We start from the raw sequence: 20,432 nt of genomic DNA, 5'->3' as shown, positions 1-20,432 counted from the left end.
AGCGTGCTGCATTTGCAGCACGCTTTTTTGTTTATGGGTTCAGGACTGCTCCTGAAGCTTGTTCAGATAGCGGTAGATGCTGGTCTCCGTGGTTTTGAGGGCGGAGGCCAGCTCGGCAATGGCGCCCTTTACCAGGAAGATGCCCTTTTCGTCCAGACTGCGTACCATCTCCATCTTCTCCTGGTAGCTCAGGCGGGTAGGCTCCACCCCGAAGCGATCCAGCTCTTCCCGGATCGCACTGGATACCAGTCCTTCCACCGATACCTCAAAGCTGTTGTAAAAGGGGCTTTTGGCGGGGGCCTCGTAGGGCCGATAGCCCGAGATCATCACATTGAGGGCGTCCCGCAGCTCCACCAGCCGCTCCACATTGATGTTGACGGTGATCATGCCCTTCAGCTGCCGCTCCGGGTTGTTTTTCAAAAAGAAGGTGGCAGATTTCAGCTTATGCTTGGAGCGGGAAAGTGCCCGGTAATTGACGATGAAATCTTCTTTTTCGTAGGTTTTGGAGTCCAACAGACTACGTTCCAAAGAACGCATCTCGCTGCCGGGAATCATTTCATCGTCCATGGGATTGAGGACCTGATACACCACCCGATCATCCACGTCATATAAAATGATCTCAGCATCCGGTCCCAGCATTTCGCTGAAAAAATGCATCAAAGGTAAAATGGCATCCAAATGTTCCTTCCGTTCCATGTACGACTCTCCTCGTTAAGGTCGCAGTCTCTAGGTGTTTGACCTGATATTGTTGTTTTCAGTTTAACCCAAAACACCTGGAATGTCCAGAGAAAGGCGGGAAAATATAGGCACAGCAGTAGTCTGGGCAAAACCAGATTCCTGCTGTGCCAAAATGAGAAGAGAGTTTTAAGGGGGGTTAGAATTTAATGATGCCAATCAACTGGAGGAACATGAAGATAATAGCAATGGGAGCCAGGTACTTTACAGTAATGGTGTAATAACGGTTTACCTTCAATCCATCGCCAATGTTGATTTCCTCCAGAAGGGTCTTGGGCTTGAGGATCCAGCCAACCAGGATGACCATCAGAAGGGCACCCAGAGGTAGAAGAATGGCAGACACCACGGTGTCATTGAAGAAGTCAAAGATGGTTTTACCGAAGATGAATACATCAGCCAGAGGACCAAAGGACATCATCATGATAGAGCCGATAACGAAGACAATTCCAAAAACGATCCAAGTGGCCTTTTTGCGGGCAATTTTCAGTTCATCCACCAGGTAGCCCACAATAGCCTCCATGATGCAGATGGTGGAGGTCAGGCAGGCAAAGAACAGCATGATGAAGAAGATGGTAGCCAGGACCATACCGAACTTCATCTGAGCAAAAATGGTGGGTAGAGTGATGAATACCAGCGGGGGGCCCATGCCGGCTTCGATGTTGTAAGCGAAGGCGGCGGGGAAGATAATCAGGCCGAACATGACAGCAGCGCAGGTATCGCCCACGCCAACCATCAGCGTACTGCTGGTCAGGGACTTCTTGTGATCCAGATAGGAACCATAAATGACCAGGTTACCGGCGCCGACGCCCAGCGTAAAGAACGCCTGGCCGATAGCTGCCATGACCGTTTCTGCATTCAGACTGGAGAAATCGGGAACCAGATAGAATTCCAGACCGGCCTCTGCGCCGGGCAGCAGGATGGAGCGGATGGCCAGGAAGATGATCATGATAAACATGATGGGCAGCAGGACGTTACATACCTTTTCAATACCGCCCTTAACACCCCGCAGGACAATAAAGGTGGTGATAAGAAGCATAATGCCCAGCCACAGAATCATCTGGAACGGATCGGCGGAGAAAGAACCAAACATGGCACCGATCTCATCGCCGTTCATACCGCTGTATGCGCCGGTAACGGTCTTGAGCAGATAAGCCAGGGTCCAACCGGCGATGCCACCATAGAAAGACAGAGTCAACGTCAGAGCGATGACGCCAATAATACCTAAAAGATACCATTTCTTTCCCGGAAGCAGCTGCTTCAGAGCGGAGGTATAGCTGGTCTTGGTTTTACGGCCGATAGCAAATTCGGTCATTAGCACAGGGGTGCCAATGAATACCAAGGCCAGGAGGTAGACGACAATAAAGGCTGCGCCGCCGTGGCGGCCCACCAGATAGGGAAATTTCCAGATGTTTCCCAGTCCAATGGCACCTCCCATGGAGGCAAGGACGAATGCGATTCGACTTCCGAATTGTTCACGATTCGGAGATTGCAGGGTGTTTTCAGGCTTTCCCATTTTTGTCCCTCCTATCCTCTATCAAGCGTGCGGGGATGCAGGAGACCGTTCACATGGGAACAAGATTCAGTTATATGCTGGCAGCCCACCGGGCCGCCGCCCTGCGCATCCGCCGCTTGACAGCGGAGGAGAATGGGCATATAATTTCCTATGGATTCAGGATGCCGGCCCCGTTTGGGGCCGGTTTTCTGCCCATTGTGCCGCAGGAAAGTGCCAGCTTTCCTGCGGCTTTTTTTGCGCTGAGCCGTTCGACGGGCGTACAGGCACGCTTGTCCAAACAAAGCTGACTTAACTTTGTTCCGGCTATGGGGGGTCTCCCCGGTACAGTTTGTACCATTTGTTTTACTTTATACGGACCGGGGCCGTTTTGGCCCCGGTCCGGGGCGCGCATGGGCTTACAGCAGCTCGAAACCGGCGGTGAAGTGACGCAGGGCGGTGATGGGGCCCTCGTAGATCAGCTTCATGCCCTTATACTCGTCGCGGTGCTGGTAGATGTAATCCAGGGCATCCACGATGCAGTCCAGATGGTTGTTGGTGTAGACGCGGCGGGACACGGAGATGCGCATCAGCTCCAGAGCGGGCCAGATGGGCTCGCCGGTGACGGGGTCCTTGCCGCCGAAGGCGCAGGCGCCCATCTCTACGGCGCGGATGCCGGCCTCCTCATAGAGGGCCACGACCAGTCGCTGAGCGGGGAACTCGCACTGAGGAATCTGGGGGAAGAACCGGCGGGCGTCCACATAGATGCCGTGGCCGCCGCTGGGCTCCACGCAGGGGATGCCCTTTTCCTTCAGGCGGTCGCCCAGGTACTTGACCTGATTGATGCGGTACTCCAGGTACTCGTCGGTGGTAGCCTCTCTTAGACCAACCGCCAGAGCCTCCATGTCACGGCCGGACTGACCACCGTAGGTGATGAAGCCCTCGTGCACGATGGCCTGGACGTTGGAGTACAGGTAGAAGTCGTGGTTGCGGGTGACGATCAGGCCGCCGATGTTGACCAGGCCGTCCTTCTTGGAGCTCATGGTAGCGGTCTCACAGTAGGAGAACATCTCGCGGGTGATCTCCTTGATGTCCTTGTTCTCATAGCCGGGCTCGCGGGTCTTGATGAACCAGGCGTTCTCAGCCAGACGGGCGGAGTCGATGACCACGGGGATGTTGTGGGCCTTGGCAAACTCGCTGACCGCCTTGATGTTGGCCATGGAGACGGGCTGGCCGCCGTTGTTGTTGCAGGTGACAGTGATGATGATGACGGAGATGGAGTCCTCACCGTGCTCGTCGATGATCTTCTGGACCTTGTTCAGGTCGATGTTGCCCTTGAAGTCCTCGGCGGGGCTGGCGGCATCCAGACCGGCGTCGATAACGCAGTCCACGGGAATGGCGCCCAGGATCTCGGCGTTGCCATGGAAGGTGTCAAAGTGCATATTGCCTACGGCATACTTGCCGGGCTTGGCATAGTACTGAGCCATAATAAAGTCGGCGCCGCGGCCCTGGTGAGTGGGCTGCACATAAGGCATGCCGAAGACTTCCTGAGCAGAGGCTTCCAGTTTGTAGAAGCTCTTACAGCCGGCGTAGCTCTCGTCGCCCAGCATCATGGCGGACCACTGCTCGGTGCTCATAGCGGAGGTGCCGGAATCGGTCAGACAGTCCACATACACGTCCTCGGCCTTCAGACGGAAGGCGTTGTACTGGGCGTCCTTCAGAGCCTGGGTACGATAGGCCCGGGTGGTCTTCTTGATGGGCTCCACAACCTTGATGCGGAAGGGCTCAGCGTGCTGGAAGTTGCGTTCCATAATTGACACTCCTTATCATAAAATATTTCATTGTGTTTATTTTTCTCTCCTTGTGTAATAAATACTAACACCACAAAGTTATTGTGTCAATCATGTAATAATAAATCAAATTGTGTAAGAGAAATTGTACGCTTTAGATAAATATACATCGTGTAATAAATTCTAACATCAAAAATATGGACAGAGCGGCAAAAAAAGTACCTGCCGCAAAACCCTGCGGCAGGTACTTTTTGGAATGCTATTTGAATATATAAGTGGGAAAAAGACTGAAATCAGAACTTCACGCGTTCGGCAATATAAGCCTTGACCTGATCCATGGGGATTCTGACCTGCTCCATGGAGTCACGCTCACGGATGGTGACGCAGTGGTCGGCGGGGGTGTTCTCGTCGCCCACGGTCTGGAAGTCTAGGGTGATGCAGAAGGGAGTGCCGATCTCGTCCTGGCGGCGATAGCGCTTGCCGATGGAGCCGGCGTCGTCGTAGTCCACCATGAAGTCCTTGGCCAGCTCGTCCCGCAGCTGCTGGGCGGGGCCGGACAGGACCTCCTTCTTGCTCAGGGGCAGCACGGCGCACTTGAAGGGAGCCAGAGCGGGGTGGAGGCGCAGCACGGTGCGGATGTCGTCGTTGCCCTTCTTGTCCTGGCCCACAACCTCCTGATCGAAGGCGTCCACCAGGAAGGCCAGGGTCACGCGGTCGGCGCCCAGAGAGGGCTCGATGACGTAGGGGATATAGTGCTCGTTCTTCTCCTGGTCAAAGTAGGTCATATCCTTGCCGGAGGTGGTCTGGTGGGCGTTCAGGTCGAAGTTGGTGCGGGAGGCCACGCCCCACAGCTCGCCCCAGCCGAAGGGGAAGACGAACTCAAAGTCGGTGGTGGCGTTGGAGTAGTGGGAGAGCTCCTCGGGATCGTGGTCCCGGAGCCGCAGGTTCTCGTCCTTCATGCCCAGGTCCAGCAGCCACTGATGGCAGAACTCCTTCCAGTACTTGAACCAGTCCAGCTCGGTGCCCGGCTGGCAGAAGAACTCCAGCTCCATCTGCTCGAACTCGCGGGTACGGAAGGTGAAGTTACCGGGGGTGATCTCGTTGCGGAAGGACTTACCGATCTGGCACACGCCGAAGGGCAGCTTGCGGCGGGTGGTGCGCTGCACGTTCTGGAAGTTGACAAAGATGCCCTGGGCGGTCTCAGGACGCAGGTACACGGTGTTCTTGGCGTCCTCGGTAACACCCTGGAAGGTCTTGAACATCAGGTTGAACTGACGGATGTCGGTCCAGTTGTGCTTGCCGCAGGAGGGGCAGGGGATGTTGTGCTCCTCCACAAAAGCCTTCATCTCCTCCTGGGACAGGGCGTCCACAGGCTTGGGCAGGGTGAAGCCGGTCTCGGCGCACCAGTCCTCGATGACCTTGTCGGCGCGGAAGCGCTCCTTACACTCCTTACAGTCCATCAGAGGATCGGAGAAGCCGCCCACGTGGCCGGAGGCCACCCACACCTGGGGATTCATCAGGATGGCGGCGTCCAGACCCACGTTGTAGGGGTTCTCCTGGACGAACTTCTTCCACCAGGCCTTCTTCACGTTGTTCTTCAGCTCCACACCCAGGGGGCCGTAGTCCCAGGTGTTGGCCAGGCCGCCGTAGATCTCGGAGCCGGAGAAGATGAAGCCGCGGCCCTTACACAGGGTGACGATCTGCTCCATGGTCTTTTCGGTGTTTTTCATGTCACATACTCCTTTTATCTGGCTCAGAACGGTACTCACGCCTCGGCACGCTCGCGGCCGGGTCGATAACTTCTCCGTCTCCGTGCAGACTCGGTCCGCTTCCAGCGGCCCTGGGCTCTGCCCTGCGCTCCGGCGTTATCTCCCCTGCTCACGGCCTCAGACGCTGTAAATAAAAAACGCCCTGAGCCGTTTTTCGGCTCAGGGCGAACAAAATGTCCGTGGTTCCACCTGAATTCGTACCTGGCTGGTACGCTCTTCGTTCCCGGTAACGGCGGGGGACCGGCGGGGCATTGCCTCCCCGCGGCTCACGGGCGCCTTCCCTCCACCTCCGCCGGAGCCTTGCACCGTCCGGCTCCTCTCTGGTGCGGAAACATGGGGGTACTCTTCCCGATCACTGCCTTATCGTGGGCCATTCTATCATTTTTTCCCCCTACCGTCAAGGCAAAAAGGGGCGAAAGCTCACCGGCGGCTCATAATTTCGTCCAGCAGAGCGTGGGCGGCCTCCTCCTTGCTCAGCAAGGGCAGTTCACGGGCTCCGTCGGAGGAGATGAGGGTGAGCACGTTGGTATCCACTCCGAAACCGGCCCCCGCCTGCTTCAGGTTGTTGGCGGCGATGAGGTCGATGTGCTTTTTCTCCAGCTTCTTCTTGGAGTTTTCTACCATATCCTTGGTCTCCATGGAGAAGCCGCACAGGAACTGACCGGGCGCCCGGTGCTCGCCCAGCCAGGCCAGGATGTCGCTGGTGCGGGCCAGGGGGAGGAAGAGGTCGGCGTCGGTGCCGCTCTTCTTGATCTTATCCTCCGCCACGGAAGCGGGGCGGTAGTCGGCCACGGCGGCGGCCTTGATGATGATATCCTGTTCCGGGGCCCGACTGGTCACCGCGTCAAACATATCCTGGGCGGACAGGATGTCCACCACCTCCATATAGGGGGGCTTTTTCAGGTTCACCGGCCCGGACACCAGGGTGACTTCCGCTCCCCGGGCGGCGGCGGCTTTGGCGATGGCGTAGCCCATCTTGCCGGTGGAGTGGTTGGTGAGATAGCGCACCGGGTCCAGGGCCTCCTGGGTGGGTCCGGCGGTAACCAGCACCTTGAGGCCGGTCATGTCCTTCTCATGGCTGAGGGCGTGGAGGACGCATTCCAGCAGGTCCTCCGGCTCGGGCATCTTGCCCTTGCCCACGGCGCCGCAGGCCAGGCGGCCGCTGGCGGGCTCCACGATCTCCCAGCCGTACTTCCGCAGAATGTCCAGGTTGTCCTGGGTGACGGGGTTCTCGTACATCTTGGTGTTCATGGCGGGGGCGGCGATCTTGGGGCAGTTGCAGGCCAGAATGGTGGTGGTCAGCATGTCGTCGGCCAGGCCGTGGGCCAGCTTGGCCAGCACGTTGGCGGTGGCGGGAGCCACCAGCACCAGGTCGGCCTGGTCGGCCAGGGCAATGTGCTCCACCTGGAACTGATAGTTGCGGTCGAAGGTGTCCACGCTCACCCGGTTGCCGGTGAGGGACTCAAAGGTGTGGGGTCCGATGAACTCGGTGGCGTTGCGGGTCATCACCACCTGGACGTTGGCTCCCTGCTTCACCAGGGCGGAGGCCAGGTTGGCGGATTTGTAGCAGGCAATGCCGCCGGTGACCCCCAGCAGCACGGTTTTTCCTTTTAACTGCATGGCAAAATGCTCCTTATGATCTGTCGGGGCGGCCCTTAGCCGCCGGAATCGGTTCCTCAATTATAGCAGACAGAACGTAGGTTTTCCACATTCCCATTGCATTTTGGGGACAAAACCGCTATAATGTTTCAGGCTGTTCCCGTCCGGGGCCGCTGTACTCTCAGGAGACGGTAGGTCGTGCAGGACAGGGGAGCGGTCACCCAAAATACGCGCTGTATCCTGAGAGAGGAACGGCAGCTGGAGGTAATTGAATATGAAAAAAGCGCTCACCCGGTCTCAGCGGAGCAAGCAGGTGCAGGGCATGGCCATTCTGGCTATGTTTACCGGCATTATCTTTTTGCTCACCTTCACTCCCCTGGGTCTCATTGACCTGCCTGTCATCAAGGCCACCATTCTCCACGTACCGGTCATCATCGGCTCCATCCTGCTGGGGCCCAAGAAGGGCGCGTTCCTTGGAGGAATGTTCGGTCTGTCCAGCCTGATCAAGAATACGCTGGTGCCCGGTCTTTCCTCCTTTGTGTTTACCCCCCTCATCCCCGTGCCCGGTCTGGACCGTGGCAGCCCCTGGGCCCTGTTCATCTGCTTTGTGCCCCGTATCCTGGTGGGCGTCACCCCCTGGCTGGTGTACACCTTTATTAAGTTCCTGTTCCGCAAGTCCAACGCCGGTGTCCAGACTGTGGGCATGGTGATCGCCGGTATCGTGGGCGCCCTCACCAACACCGTCCTGGTCATGGGCTCCATCGGCGTGATCTTCACCGAGGCCTATGCCGCCGCTCAGGGCATCCCCGCCGACGCGGTGATGGGCTTCATCCTGGGCATCGTGGCCGCCAACGGCATCCCCGAGGCCATTGTGGCCGCCGTCATTACCCCCGCGGTGTGTGTGCCTATGGTGCGGGCCCTCAAGCTGGAGAAGAAGGCCCCCGCCGCTGCCGTGGAGCAGCCCGCCTGAGATGCTGCTGGCGGTTGACATCGGCAACACCACCGTTGCCATTGCAGGCCTCCGGGGGGAGCAGGTGGCCTTTGTGAAAAAGCTGCCCAGCGACCCGGCCCTGGACTGGACCGCATCCCTCAAAGAACTGCTGGAGGGGGTGGAGGCCAAGGGGGCTGTCCTCTCCTCGGTGGTACCTGCTCTCACTGGCCCGGTGGGGGAGGGGCTGAAAGCCCTTACCGGAAAGCCCGTGCTGGTGGTGGACAAATCTACCGACACCGGCCTGGATCTCAGCAGGTACGACACCGCCAACCTGGGGATGGACCGGGTGGTGGACTGTGTGGCCGCCCTGGCCCGGTACACCCCTCCGGTGGCCGTCTTTGACATGGGCACCGCCACCACTCTGTCGGTGGTGGACCGGGGAGGGCTGTTCCGGGGCGGCATGATTTTGCCCGGCCTGGCCCTGTCCCTGGAGGCCCTGTCCGCCCGGGCCGCTCAGCTGCCCCCCATCACCCTGTCCCAGCCCGAAGGACTGCTGGGCACCGACACCGTGTCCTGCATGAAATACGGCGCCCTCTACGGGGCCGCCGGGGCTATTGAGGGCATCGTGGGCCGTCTGGAGGAGGAGCTGGGTCCTCTGACGGTGGTGCTTACCGGCGGCAACAGCACTCTGGTACGCCCCCTGCTGCGCATCTCCACCGCCTGGGAGCCTCACCTGACCTATCTGGGGCTGGGGGAGATCTGGCGGCGCAGACAACCATAGCATATGATGGGAAAAAACCGGCCCCATTTGGGGGCCGGTTTTCCTTTTATACGTTGCGTGCTGTTCTTTTGGAGCGGTTTGATATATACTAGGCTCAAACCGGGAAAAGGAGCGGTGAAGATGGACAGACGCAGGTTGGCTGACGTGGCCGCAGGGCGCAGACCGGCGGAGCTTGTGCTGAAAAACGCCCTTGTAGTCCATGTATTTACAGGAGAGATGACCCAGTGTGACGTAGCCATTGAGGGCGGATACATCGCGGGTCTGGGCAGCTACCACGGCCTGGAGGAGCACGACTGCACCGGTAAGATCGTCTGCCCGGGGTTTATCGACGCCCACATACACATGGAGTCGGTGATGGCCTCCCCCTTTGAGCTGGCCCGGGCCATCGTGCCCGCAGGCACCACCACCGTGGTGGCCGACCCCCATGAGATCGTCAACGTGTGCGGTACGGCGGCGGTGGATTACCTGCTGGAGGCCACTGAGAAGCTGCCCCTGAACGTGTATCTGATGCTGCCCTCCAGCGTGCCCGCCACCCCCTTTGAGACCAACGGTGCGGAGTTTGGAGCGGCGGAGATGGCTCCCTACCTCTCCCACCCCCGGGTGCTGGGCCTGGGCGAGGTAATGAATTATCCGGCGGCCATTGCCGGGGACCCCGATGTGGTGGAGAAGATCGAGCTGGCCCGGCGCTTCGGCAAGCTGGCCGACGGCCACGCTCCGGGAATCACAGGCGGGGATCTGCAGGCCTACGCCTCTCTTGGCATTGCCACGGAGCACGAGTGCACCACCTTTGCCGAGGCGGCGGAAAAGCTGCGGGCGGGGATGGCGGTGCTGGTCCGGGAGGGCAGTGCGGCCCAAAACACCGCCGCCCTTCTGGAGGGCTGGCTCAAGTCCGGGTATCCCGACGACCGGCTGCTGCTGTGTACCGACGACAAGCACATCGACGATGTGAGTGAAACGGGCAACGTGCGCCATAACGTGCACCTGGCCATCCAGCTGGGGGTGGACCCGGTGACCGCCATCCGGATGGCCACCATCAACGCCGCCCGGGTATACGGGCTGCGGGAGCTGGGCGCCGTGGCCCCCGGCTATCGGGCTGACCTGGTGGTGCTGGACCGGCTGGAGAATGTGTCGGTGCGCACGGTGTATAAGGACGGCGTGGAGGTTTCCCGGGCCTTTGCGGGGCTGGCCCCCGTGCCTGTCCCGGCGGCACTGACCCACTCGGTGCGCTGCCAGGCCCTGACCGAGGCCGACGTGGCGCTGCCGGTAGGGGGGAAGGCCCACTGCATCCAGCTGGTGCCCCATCAGATCGTCACCCGCCATGTGGTGGAGGAGGTGCCCAGCCGGAATGGGTTCTTCACCCCGGACGCCGTCTATACCAAGCTGTGCGTGGTGGAGCGCCACGGCAAAAACGGCAACCTTGCGGTGTGCCCCCTGAAGGGCTACGGCATCACGGGAGGCGCCATCGCCACCAGTGTAGCCCATGACAGCCACAACATCATTGCGGCAGGGGACAATGACCGGGACATTGTGACGGCGGTCAACCGGCTGCGGGAGATGGGGGGCGGCTATGTGCTGTGCGCCGGGGGCGAGATTTTGGGTGAGGTGCCGCTGCCCATCGCCGGGCTCATGAGCGACGCGCCCTGGGAAATTGTGCGGGACGCAACGGCGGCCATTTTGCGCAAGGCCTATGGGATGGGCATACCCAGCCATGTGGACCCCTTCACCACTCTGTCCTTCCTGGCCCTGCCGGTGATCCCCCAGCTGCGGCTCACCGACCGGGGGCTGTTCGACGTGGACCGCTTCACCCTATTAAACGAAAACAAATGAAATAACGGGGTCCTCCCACTGGGGGAGGGCCCCGTTATTTGTTTTCCTTTTTCAGTTCCTTCAGCATCTTCAGCTTTCGGTGGCGGTACCACACGCAGTTGAAGATGTTGCCGATGATGAGGATGTTGCCGCACAGGTAGAGCCACACCAGCATGATGATGATGGAGGCCAGGGACCCGTACACCAGGGAGTACCGGGAGGACAGGCCGATAAACAGGGAGAAGAGCATGGAGAAGGCGGACAGGGCCACCGAGGCCAGGAAGGCGCCGGTGAGCACCGGCGGCCGGGGCTTGCCCCGGGGAGCCGCCACCCGGTACACCAGCAGCACGAAGAGAAAGACGAACAGGAAGAGCAGCAGAAAGCGCATCCACTGCCAGTCCCAGGGCAGGGTGTGGGAATCCAGGTGGAGCAGCCCCTCCACCGCTTGAAAGAGCCACCCGCCGGTGAGAAGCACCACCAGGGACAGGAAGATGGTGACCAGCAGCAGCAGAGCAAAGAGCACGCTGGCGATCACCTGCCGGAAGCCCAGGTAGCCCTTGCGGCCGTAAATCTCGTCCATGATGTTCATCAGGGCCCGGAAGGCCGCCGAGGCAAAGAACACCGTCATGAAAATACCTGCAATCAGCATGCCGGGGGACTCATTGGTGGTGATGTAGCTCACATAATCCCGCAGAATACCCAGAATGGCCTCAGGCAGCAGGGGAGCGGCGGCGGAGATCAGCTCCTCCAGGTCCACCGGCAGCAGGCTGATAAAGGCGTTGATGCAGATGAGCAGGGGAAAGAAAGACAGGATCAGGAAGTAGGCCAGCTCGGCAGCCGAGCGGGAGATGTGCTTGGAGAAGTAGAGCTCCACCATCTCCACAATGAATTTCACCGGCTTCTTTTGCAGCAGCTCCTTGGGCATGGACCCACCTCCCTGACACAGGTTCCTTTTGAATATACCATATTATGGAAGATAATGCAAGAGGCAGGCCCTGGGGAAGGCCGCCGTACCCTATTTTTGGGCAGCAAAAAACCGCCTGCGCGGCAGGCGGTTTCATGTTGACCACAGATTAGGCCAGCTTGTTCAGCTTGATGGTCATGGCGCTCTTCTTGTGAGCGGCGTTGTTCCGGTGCAGCAGACCATGACCCACGGCCTTGTCGACCGCCTTAACGGCCACCTTGTAAGCGCCCTCGGCCTCGCTGCGGTTGCCTTCGACCACAGCGGCCTCAAACTTCTTGAGTTCGGTCTTGAGGGCGGACTTAGCGGCCTTATTCTGCATGGCCTTGGTCTTGTTCACCAGGACACGCTTCTTGGCAGACTTAATATTCGGCAAACCAAACACCTCCTCCGATGACGATAGTAATACACATAGTTTGCCCTGTGCATTTTTACATTCTAGCAGGTGAGCGAAGAAATTGCAACAGTTTTTTTCAGATTTTTTCACTTTTTTTGTATATGGGGCGGCTCTCCGCAAAAAATAGAGGAAAGCCGTATACAAAACACCATATCTTGGGGTTACAGGAGGGTCAGTATGGAGAAAAGACGGACCGATCTGGCGGTGGAGGCCGCCCAGCTGTGGCGGGAAGGGGGCGCCGGGGAGCTCCGGGGGGTGGAGCAGACCGAATCCACCCGGGAGGGCTACCCGGTGACCACGGTGCGGATTGTGGACGAGGAGGGGGCCAAGGCCATCGGCAAGCCGGTGGGCACCTATGTGACCATCACCCTGGACGGGCTGGCCCGCCGGGAGGAGGACGCCTTCGGCCGGGCGGCCCGGGCGGTGGCCGCTGAGCTCAATGCCCTGCTCAAGCTGCCGGAGGGGGCCCCCGCCCTGGTGGTGGGGCTGGGCAACCGGGCCATCACCCCGGACAACATCGGCCCCGCCGCCGCCGACCACACTATGGTCACCCGCCATCTGGTGAAGCAGGTGCCGGAGCACTTCGGTTCCTTCCGGCCGGTGGCCGCCCTGGCGGCGGGGGTGCTGGGCACCACCGGCGTGGAGAGCGGGGAGCTGGTGCGGGCCGTCACCGAGAAGATTCGCCCATCCTGTGTCATTGCGGTAGATGCTTTGGCCTCCCGCAGTTTAAGCCGGGTGTGCAACACCATCCAGCTGGCGGACACCGGTATCACCCCCGGATCGGGGGTGGGCAACGCCCGGGCGGCTCTGGACCGGCGGAGCCTGGGAGTACCCGTCATTGCCGTGGGGGTGCCCACGGTGGTGGACGGAGCCACCCTGGCCGCCGACCTGCTGGCCGAGGCGGGCCAGGCCGACCTGGACCCCCAGGCCCTTCAGGGGGCGGGGGAGGGGGTGCTGGTCACCCCCAGGGACATCGACGCCAAGGTCACCGACCTGGCCAAGGTGGTGGGATTTGGCATCAACCTGGCCCTCCAGACCGGCCTGACGGTGGAGGATGTGGAGCTGTTCCTCAGCTGAGGAGGCGGATGCAAAAAAAGACCTGCTGCGTGCTGCAGCAGGTCTTTTTGGTTATTCTTCGTCGAGCTTCAATACGGCCATAAACGCCTCGGTGGGGATCTGAACCGTACCCAGAGAGCGCATCTTCTTCTTGCCCTCTTTCTGCTTCTCCAGCAGCTTCTTCTTACGGGTGATGTCGCCGCCGTAGCACTTGGCCAGCACGTCCTTGCGCATGGCCTTGACGGTCTCACGGGCAATGACCTTGCCGCCGATGGCGGCCTGCACCGGGATCTCGAAGAGCTGACGGGGGATGTTCTCCTTCAGCTTCTCACACAGGCGGCGGGCACGGGGATAGGCCTTGTCCTTGTGGGCAATGAAGGAGAGGGCGTCCACCTGGTCGCCGTTGAGGAGCATATCCACCTTCACCAGCTCGGACACCTCGTACCGGTCCATCTCGTAGTCCAGGGAGGCGTAGCCCTTGGTGCGGGCCTTCAGGGTGTCGAAGAAATCGTAAATGATCTCGCCCAGGGGCATGGAGTAGTGGAGCTCCACCAGGTTGGTGTCCAGGTACTGCATGTCCTTGTACTCGCCCCGGCGCTCCTGGCACATGGGCATGATGTTGCCCACGTAGTCGGGGGGAGAGACGATGGACACCTTGGCGTAGGGCTCCTCCGCCATCTCGATGTTGGCGGGATCGGGGTAGTTATGGGGGTTATCCACCATGACCACGGTGCCGTCGGTCTTGGTGATGCGGTAGATGACGGAGGGCAGGGTGGTGATGAGGTCCAGGTCGAACTCACGCTCCAGCCGCTCCTGGATGATCTCCATGTGGAGCATGCCCAAAAAGCCGCAGCGGAAGCCGAAGCCCAGGGCGGCGGAGGATTCCGGCTCGAAGGACAGGGAGGCGTCGTTGAGCTGGAGCTTTTCCAGGGCATCCCGCAGGTCGGGGTACTTGGAGCCGTCCTCGGTGTAGATGCCGCAGTACACCATGGCCCGGGCGGGGCGGTAGCCGGGCAGAGGCTCGGCAGCGGGGGAGTCGGCGCCGGTGATGGTGTCGCCCACCTGGGTGTCCTTCACGTTCTTGATGGAGGCGGTGAAGTAGCCTACCTCGCCGGCGATGAGTTCGTTGCAGGGCTCCATGCCCAGGGGGAGCAGGTGGCCGCACTCCAGCACCTGATAGGTGGCGCCGGAGGCCATCAGCTTCACGTTCATGCCGGTCTTGATGGTGCCCTCCATGACGCGGAAGTAGACGATGACGCCCCGGTAGGCGTCGTACTGGCTGTCAAAGATGAGGGCCTTCAGGGGGGCCTTGGGGTCCCCCTTGGGGGCGGGGACGTTCTTGACGATGTCCTCCAGCACGGCGGGGATGTTAATGCCCACCTTGGCGGAGATCTCGGGGGCGTCCTGGGCGGGGATGCCGATGATGTTCTCGATCTCGTCCTTCACCCGCTGGGGCTCGGCGGCAGGCAGGTCGATTTTGTTGACCACCGGCAGGATCTCCAGGTCGTGCTCCATGGCCAGGAAGGTGTTGGCCAGGGTCTGGGCCTCGATGCCCTGGGCGGCATCCACCACCAGGATGGCGCCCTCACAGGCGGCCAGGGACCGGGACACCTCGTAGTTGAAGTCCACGTGGCCCGGGGTGTCGATGAGGTTGAGCTCGTAGGTGTTGCCGTCCTCGGCGGCGTAGTTGAGCTTGACGGCGCGGGCCTTGATGGTGATGCCGCGCTCCCGCTCCAGGTCCATGTTGTCCAGCAGCTGGGACTCCATCTCCCGGGCGGTGACGGCGTTGCACTGCTCGATCAGCCGGTCGGACAGGGTGGACTTGCCGTGGTCGATGTGAGCGATGATCGAGAAGTTACGAATCTTGGATTGATCAGTCATAGACAAACCTCCAGTTGGGGGATGAACCAAATCAAAGCCCAGCGCAGCGGGTTTGATTTGGAGAGGACGAGCAACGGAATGAGTGAGCTTTGCCCGTCAGGGGAAAGCGAAGGATATGGAGTTTGGGAGGACGAGGCCCCTTACTTCTCCCGGCGCTCAGCGGTACGGCGGTTGATGCGCTCGCCGGTGTTGTGGATGATCTGGAGCAGGGACTGGTACAGGCCGGGGTAGTTCTCCATCAGGGCGTCGTTGTTCATGGGGGGGAAGGTGCCCTTGTCCTTGGCGTGGGCGGCCAGGGCCTCGGTGTAGTCGGCCTCGGCGCAGATCATGTCGGCAAAGGGCACGCCGGCGGTAAACTGCCGGGCGGGGACGGAGAAGAAGTCCTCGTTCTGGGTGCCGTCCGCCCGGTACAGGTGGCGGAACAGCTTATAGATGGCGGTGCCCAGATAGTCGGCGGCGGCGTTGATGGCCTCCTTCTTGCCGGTCTTGCCCAGCAGGTCGAAGAGCACGCCGGTGGAGTTGACCAGCAGCTTCTTGTTCAGGGTGGCCAGGATGGAGCCGTGGAGCACGTTGTCCTTCTCGGTGGAGTAGTCGTACAGCTCCTCGGCGGCGATGGTGGTGCCGTCCCGGCTCAGGGTGCGGCCCAGCAGGAAGTCGGCGGACACATTATAATAATTGCAGGCTTTGATGACAAAGGCAAGGCCGGGCTCCCGGACGCCGTTTTCATAGTGGGACAGCAGCGCCTGGCTGATACCCAGGTCCTTGGCCACCGCCCGCTGAGACGCCCCCTTCTCCTGCCGCAGCAGGGACAGGCAGCGGGAAAAATCTGAAGTCATAGTACACCTCTCCTCAAAAACAGTGTGTATAGTATAATTTCAAAAATACCAAAAGTAAAGCGATTTTTTTCACAATATTTTTCACCCTGGTCCTTGTGATTGTCGTAAAGGCAGGTGTATAATAGTCATACCGCCAAGTATTTGGCACAAGTACGGATCTTTGAAACGGAGGAGTTTCCAATGGCTATTCATATGTTCCAGACTCTGATCGACACTCTGAAGAAGAGCCCCAAGCGCATCGTCTTCACCGAGGGCGCCGACGCCCGTATCCTGGAGGCCAGCGCCCGTCTGCTGGCCGGTACCTTCCTGACCCCCGTGCTCATCGGCAACGAGGCTGAGGTCAAGGCTGCTGCCGAGGAGGCCGGCTACAACATCCGCGGCGCCGAGATCATCGACCCCGCCACCTACCCCGACATGGACAAGATGGTGGAGGCCATGGTGGAGCTGCGTAAGGGCAAGATGACCGCCGACGAGTGCCGCGCCGCTCTGAAGAAGGGCAACTACTTCGGCACCATGCTGGTGAAGATGGGCGTGGCCGACTGCCTGCTGGGCGGCGCCACCTACTCCACCGCCGACACCGTCCGTCCCGCCCTGCAGTTGATCAAGACCAAGCCCGGCAACAAGATCGTGTCCTCCTGCTTCATCATGGTCCGTGAGGGCGTGGGCGACAGCACCGTGCTGGCCATGGGCGACTGCGCCATCAACATCGATCCCACCGAGGACGAGCTGGTTGAGATCACCACCGAGGTGGCCCACTGTGCCCGTACCTTCGGCATCGACCCCAAGGTCGCCATGCTGAGCTACTCCACCAAGGGCTCCGGCAAGGGCGAGACCGTGGACAAGATGCGTCACGCCTACGAGAAGGTCATGGCTACCAAGCCCGACTTCGCCGTGGACGGCGAGCTGCAGTTTGACGCCGCCGTGTCTCCCAAGGTGGGCCAGCTGAAGTGCCCCGGCTCCGAAGTGGCCGGCTACGCCAACACCTTTATCTTCCCCAACATCAACGCCGGCAACATCGGCTACAAGATCGCCCAGCGTCTGGGCGGCTTCGACGCCTACGGCCCCGTGCTGCTGGGCCTGAACGCCCCCATCAACGACCTGTCCCGCGGCTGCAACGCCCAGGAGGTCTACTCCATGGCCATCATCACTGCTGCGCTGGCCTAAGGAACTGTACATCAAACCGGAGCACCCGTCAGGGTGCTCCGGTTTTTTCTATTTGCAAGTTTTCTGGCAAATTGACAAAAAAAGTTTGGCGGACAGGGGCGGAGAACCGCCGGTCTTGGGGGTGGGGCCGCCGGTTACAAAAGAGGCCTACCAGATGTGGTGGAGTGAAAATTTCTTCCGCCGTTTGCATGGGAATGGTCGGTTTTCCCCGGAAAGACTTGACTTTTTGCAAGAATGCGTGTATGATTACGACTGTAACCATTTGTAACCTTTTCGTTTCCACCTGTTACCGATTCGATACAGACTGGAAACAGACATACTTTTATTTCACGATATAGGAGGGGAATCCCCCCATGGACGAGATCCTTCATATTCCGCAGGAGACCGACGGCGAGAGTCTGGCCCTCCGTCTCCGCAGCTGGGCGCAGGCCGCCGGCGCCGCCATTCAGGCCGGCGTGAAGCGGTTCCAGCACTGGTCGGACGCCGCCACCGCCGGCGGCGGGCGCATCATCAGCCCCCTGCACTTCCTGGCTGCTGCCGCTGTGCTGGGCGTGGCCGCGGTGGTGACCACCGTGTATACCCCCGCCTATGTGGTGGAGCTGGACGGCGTGGCTCTGGGCACCGTGGCCTCCAAGCAGGTCTTTGAGCAGACCGTGGACCGGGTAGAGGCCCGCGCCACCGAGATCCTGGGCTATGATTACACCCTGGACGGCGACATCACCTACTCCTTGGCCCTCACCGAGCCGGAGAACATCACCCCCACCGCCGACTTTGAGACCTACCTCTTCGACCAGATCGGCGACGTGATGAAGAACTACGTGCTCACCGTCAACGGCCAGTTCATCGGCGCCGCTCAGGACCGGGACACCATCACTTCCGTGCTGGATCAGGTCAAGTCCTCCTATATCAATGAGAACACCATCTCCGCCGAGTTTACCTCCGGCGTGTACATCACCCACGAGTATACCGCTTCCGACGTGGAGCAGGATTCCGACGCCATGCTGGCCGCCCTCACCGCCAACCAGAACGGCCAGACCACCTATGAGGTGCAGAAGGGCGACACCTTCGTGGACATCGCCTCCGCCAACAACATGACTCTGTCCGAGCTGGAGGCCCTCAACCCCGACGTGGACAGCAGCCGCATCTACATCGGCCAGATCATCAACGTGAAGGAAGAGGTTCCCTTCCTGTCCGTCAAGACCGTGGACCACATCACCTACACCGAGTCCATTGAGTGCCCCGTGGTAGAGGTGGAGGACGGCTCCATGTACCAGGGCCAGTCCAAGGTGCTGGACGCCGGTACCCCCGGCGAGCAGGTGGTCACCGCCGACGTGTCCTACCTCAACGGCGTGGAGCAGGAGCGCAACGTGCTCTCCACCGAGGTCACCCGTGAGGCCACTAACAAGGTCATCGCCGTCGGCACCAAGGTGCGGCCCTCCTGGCTGCCCACCGGCACCTACATCTGGCCCGTGTACGGCCACATCACCTCCAGCTTCGGCTACCGCTCCATCTTTGGCTCCTACAGCTACCACAGCGGCCTGGATATCGCCACTTCCTACGGCACTACCATCAAGGCCTCCGACGGCGGCACCGTCATCTGGTCCGGCACCGGCACCGGCAGCAACTGGAGCTACGGTAAGTACGTCATCATCGACCACGGCAACGGCGTGCAGACCTACTACGCCCACTGTTCCAGCCTGCTGGTCTCCACCGGCGACAAGGTCTATCAGGGTCAGGCCATTGCCAAGGTAGGCTCCACCGGCCGGTCCACCGGCAACCACTGCCACTTTGAGATCAAGATCAACGGCACCTCGGTAAACCCCCTGGCTTACCTGGGCTGAGCCGATTACAAGGAAAGCTAACCCCGGCGCATCGCAGATGCGCCGGGGTTTTTTCGCGCCTGCCGCCCGTTGCAATCCGGTCCAAAAAGCCATATAATAGAAGTTAGTAAACTACGTGTTTCACTGAAAATCCAGGCGATGGCCGCCGGGAAAGGGGAGAAGGACCATGCTCACCGTCATGACCCCAGAGGAGCTGCTGGGCTGTATCGGCACCGCCTTCGGGCCCCTGAACCGTCCCCCGGAAATGGTGGGACTGGACCGGGCTCTGGGCCGGGTACTGGCTCAGGACGTAAGCGCAGCGGAGTATGTGCCCGGCTTCTGCCGGTCCACGGTGGACGGCTACGCCCTGCGGGGGGCGGACACCTTCGGGTGCAGCGAGTCCATTCCCGCCCTGCTCACCCAGGTGGGGGAAGTGGAGATGGGCAAGGAGCCCACCTTTTCCATCGGGCCCGGCCAGTGCGCCGCCATCCCCACCGGCGGGGCGATTCCGGAGGGAGCGGACGCCGTCCAGATGGTGGAGCACACCGAACATTACGGCGGCGGGGAGATCGGCATCGTGAAAAGCGTGCCCCCGGGGGCCAACCTGATTTTCAAGGGGGACGACGTAAAGCCGGGGGACCTGGTGCTCCGCAAGGGCCGCAGGCTGGAGCCCCAGGACATCGGGGCCCTGGCGGCCCTGGGGGTAACTCAGGTGCCGGTGGCACCCCGACTGCGGGTGGGCATCCTGTCCACCGGGGATGAGCTGGTGCCCCCGGACAGGGTTCCCGGCCCCGGACAGGTGCGGGACGTAAACGGCCCTCTGGTGGCCGCTGTGGCGGCTCAGGCGGGGGCGGAGCCGGTGCCCCTGGGTATCATCCCCGATGAGGAGAATCAGCTGAGAGAGGCGGTGGAGCAGGCTCTGGAAAGCTGCCACTGCGTGGTGCTGTCGGGGGGCAGCTCGGTGGGGGAGAAGGACGCCGCCTGCCGGGTGATGGCCTCTGTGGGTGAGGTGCTGTGCCACGGGGTGGCCATGAAACCGGGGAAGCCCACCCTGCTGGGGAAGGCGGGGGGAAAGCCCATTCTGGGTCTGCCTGGTCATCCGGTGGCCGCCCTCTTTACCGCCAAGCTCTTTCTGCTCCCCTTGCTGGCCCGGCTAGAGGGGCGGCCCTGGGCGGAGCGGACGGTGTCCGCACGTCTGGCCCAGACCGTCCCCGCCAACCACGGCCGGGCCCAATACACCGGGGTCACCCTGGAGGAGAAGCCCGACGGGCTGTGGGCCGTGCCCATCTGGGGCAAGTCGGGGCTCATCACCACCCTGGCCGGGGCGGACGGCTTCTTCTGCGTCCCCCGGGACCGGGAGGGCGTCCCGGCGGGGGAGCGTGTGGAGGTGTCCCTCTTTGGATGATCCCCGCCCGCC

Annotated in this window: 17 protein-coding genes and 1 other annotated feature; of the genes, 8 read left to right on the top strand and 9 right to left on the bottom strand. The window is 60.9% G+C overall.

The features are described from left to right. Positions 1-39: 39 nt before the first annotated feature. Together J9789_RS11925 and J9789_RS11920 are read right to left on the bottom strand one after the other, a co-directional pair. Positions 40-696 carry a helix-turn-helix domain-containing protein gene (locus tag J9789_RS11925; protein WP_209345719.1) on the bottom strand — a complete coding sequence of 219 codons (657 nt, stop codon included), beginning with the start codon at positions 694-696 and terminating at the stop codon, positions 40-42. 178 nt (positions 697-874) lie between these two features. Then, the gene (locus J9789_RS11920; RefSeq protein ID WP_209345717.1) at positions 875-2,248 is read right to left on the bottom strand and encodes a sodium-dependent transporter; all 1,374 of its coding nucleotides are present in this window, start codon (positions 2,246-2,248) and stop codon (positions 875-877) included. Between the two features lie 53 nt (positions 2,249-2,301). Here J9789_RS11920 and J9789_RS11915 point away from each other — a divergent pair, with 53 nt between their 5' ends. After that, positions 2,302-2,535 (top strand): hypothetical protein, encoded by a 234-nt coding sequence (locus J9789_RS11915; protein ID WP_209345715.1) that lies wholly within the window; start codon positions 2,302-2,304, stop codon positions 2,533-2,535. Positions 2,536-2,643: 108 nt separating this feature from the next. Here J9789_RS11915 and J9789_RS11910 read toward each other — a convergent pair whose 3' ends face one another. The 3 genes from J9789_RS11910 to coaBC all read right to left on the bottom strand — a co-directional run bounded on the left by J9789_RS11910 (position 2,644) and on the right by coaBC (position 7,403). Then, on the bottom strand, positions 2,644-4,035 hold the full coding sequence (locus tag J9789_RS11910) for a tryptophanase (RefSeq protein ID WP_209345714.1): 1,392 nt from the start codon (positions 4,033-4,035) through the stop codon (positions 2,644-2,646). A gap of 272 nt (positions 4,036-4,307) precedes the next feature. Beyond that, the gene (locus tag J9789_RS11905; protein WP_209345711.1) at positions 4,308-5,744 is read right to left on the bottom strand and encodes a glycine--tRNA ligase; all 1,437 of its coding nucleotides are present in this window, start codon (positions 5,742-5,744) and stop codon (positions 4,308-4,310) included. Between the two features lie 196 nt (positions 5,745-5,940). Beyond that, positions 5,941-6,148: a binding site (T-box leader), on the bottom strand. Between the two features lie 55 nt (positions 6,149-6,203). Further along, a complete protein-coding gene (gene coaBC / locus J9789_RS11900; protein WP_209345709.1) occupies positions 6,204-7,403 on the bottom strand; it encodes a bifunctional phosphopantothenoylcysteine decarboxylase/phosphopantothenate--cysteine ligase CoaBC in 1,200 nt (399 codons plus the stop codon). A gap of 253 nt (positions 7,404-7,656) precedes the next feature. Between coaBC and J9789_RS11895 the strand changes: the two genes are divergently transcribed. The 3 genes from J9789_RS11895 (at position 7,657) to ade (ending at position 10,921) form a co-directional block, all read left to right on the top strand. After that, positions 7,657-8,352 (top strand): ECF transporter S component, encoded by a 696-nt coding sequence (locus tag J9789_RS11895; RefSeq protein WP_209345707.1) that lies wholly within the window; start codon positions 7,657-7,659, stop codon positions 8,350-8,352. Position 8,353: 1 nt separating this feature from the next. Beyond that, positions 8,354-9,094: a type III pantothenate kinase gene (locus J9789_RS11890; protein WP_209345705.1), complete on the top strand. Its 741-nt coding sequence runs from the start codon at positions 8,354-8,356 to the stop codon at positions 9,092-9,094. Between the two features lie 120 nt (positions 9,095-9,214). Continuing rightward, positions 9,215-10,921 carry an adenine deaminase gene (gene ade, locus J9789_RS11885; protein ID WP_209345703.1) on the top strand — a complete coding sequence of 569 codons (1,707 nt, stop codon included), beginning with the start codon at positions 9,215-9,217 and terminating at the stop codon, positions 10,919-10,921. A gap of 34 nt (positions 10,922-10,955) precedes the next feature. Here the strand turns inward: ade and J9789_RS11880 are convergent, their stop codons facing one another. Beyond that, the gene (locus J9789_RS11880) at positions 10,956-11,825 is read right to left on the bottom strand and encodes a YihY/virulence factor BrkB family protein (protein WP_209345701.1); all 870 of its coding nucleotides are present in this window, start codon (positions 11,823-11,825) and stop codon (positions 10,956-10,958) included. A gap of 148 nt (positions 11,826-11,973) precedes the next feature. Continuing rightward, positions 11,974-12,237, bottom strand: a complete 264-nt coding sequence (gene rpsT / locus J9789_RS11875) for a 30S ribosomal protein S20 (RefSeq protein ID WP_245185246.1) — start codon at positions 12,235-12,237, stop codon at positions 11,974-11,976. Positions 12,238-12,435: 198 nt separating this feature from the next. On the opposite strand from rpsT, the gene gpr reads away from it, so the two are divergent. Continuing rightward, positions 12,436-13,335, top strand: a complete 900-nt coding sequence (gene gpr, locus J9789_RS11870) for a GPR endopeptidase (protein ID WP_209345698.1) — start codon at positions 12,436-12,438, stop codon at positions 13,333-13,335. Between the two features lie 51 nt (positions 13,336-13,386). Here gpr and lepA read toward each other — a convergent pair whose 3' ends face one another. Together lepA and J9789_RS11860 are read right to left on the bottom strand one after the other, a co-directional pair. Beyond that, a complete protein-coding gene (gene lepA, locus J9789_RS11865) occupies positions 13,387-15,195 on the bottom strand; it encodes a translation elongation factor 4 (RefSeq protein WP_209345696.1) in 1,809 nt (602 codons plus the stop codon). 140 nt (positions 15,196-15,335) lie between these two features. Continuing rightward, a complete protein-coding gene (locus tag J9789_RS11860; protein WP_209345694.1) occupies positions 15,336-16,031 on the bottom strand; it encodes a helix-turn-helix transcriptional regulator in 696 nt (231 codons plus the stop codon). Positions 16,032-16,211: 180 nt separating this feature from the next. Here J9789_RS11860 and pta point away from each other — a divergent pair, with 180 nt between their 5' ends. The 3 genes from pta (at position 16,212) to glp (ending at position 20,420) form a co-directional block, all read left to right on the top strand. Then, positions 16,212-17,195: a phosphate acetyltransferase gene (gene pta / locus J9789_RS11855; RefSeq protein ID WP_209345692.1), complete on the top strand. Its 984-nt coding sequence runs from the start codon at positions 16,212-16,214 to the stop codon at positions 17,193-17,195. Between the two features lie 353 nt (positions 17,196-17,548). Then, on the top strand, positions 17,549-19,036 hold the full coding sequence (locus tag J9789_RS11850) for a peptidoglycan DD-metalloendopeptidase family protein (protein WP_209345690.1): 1,488 nt from the start codon (positions 17,549-17,551) through the stop codon (positions 19,034-19,036). 166 nt (positions 19,037-19,202) lie between these two features. After that, positions 19,203-20,420 carry a gephyrin-like molybdotransferase Glp gene (gene glp, locus J9789_RS17330; RefSeq protein ID WP_209345688.1) on the top strand — a complete coding sequence of 406 codons (1,218 nt, stop codon included), beginning with the start codon at positions 19,203-19,205 and terminating at the stop codon, positions 20,418-20,420. Positions 20,421-20,432: the final 12 nt, after the last annotated feature.

The sequence above is a fragment of the Flavonifractor sp. AGMB03687 genome (assembly GCF_017811815.1).
GTDB lineage: Bacteria > Bacillota > Clostridia > Oscillospirales > Oscillospiraceae > Flavonifractor.
The sequence above is the reverse complement of the archived record's forward strand: the minus strand, read 5'-3'. Positions and strand labels throughout refer to the sequence as shown.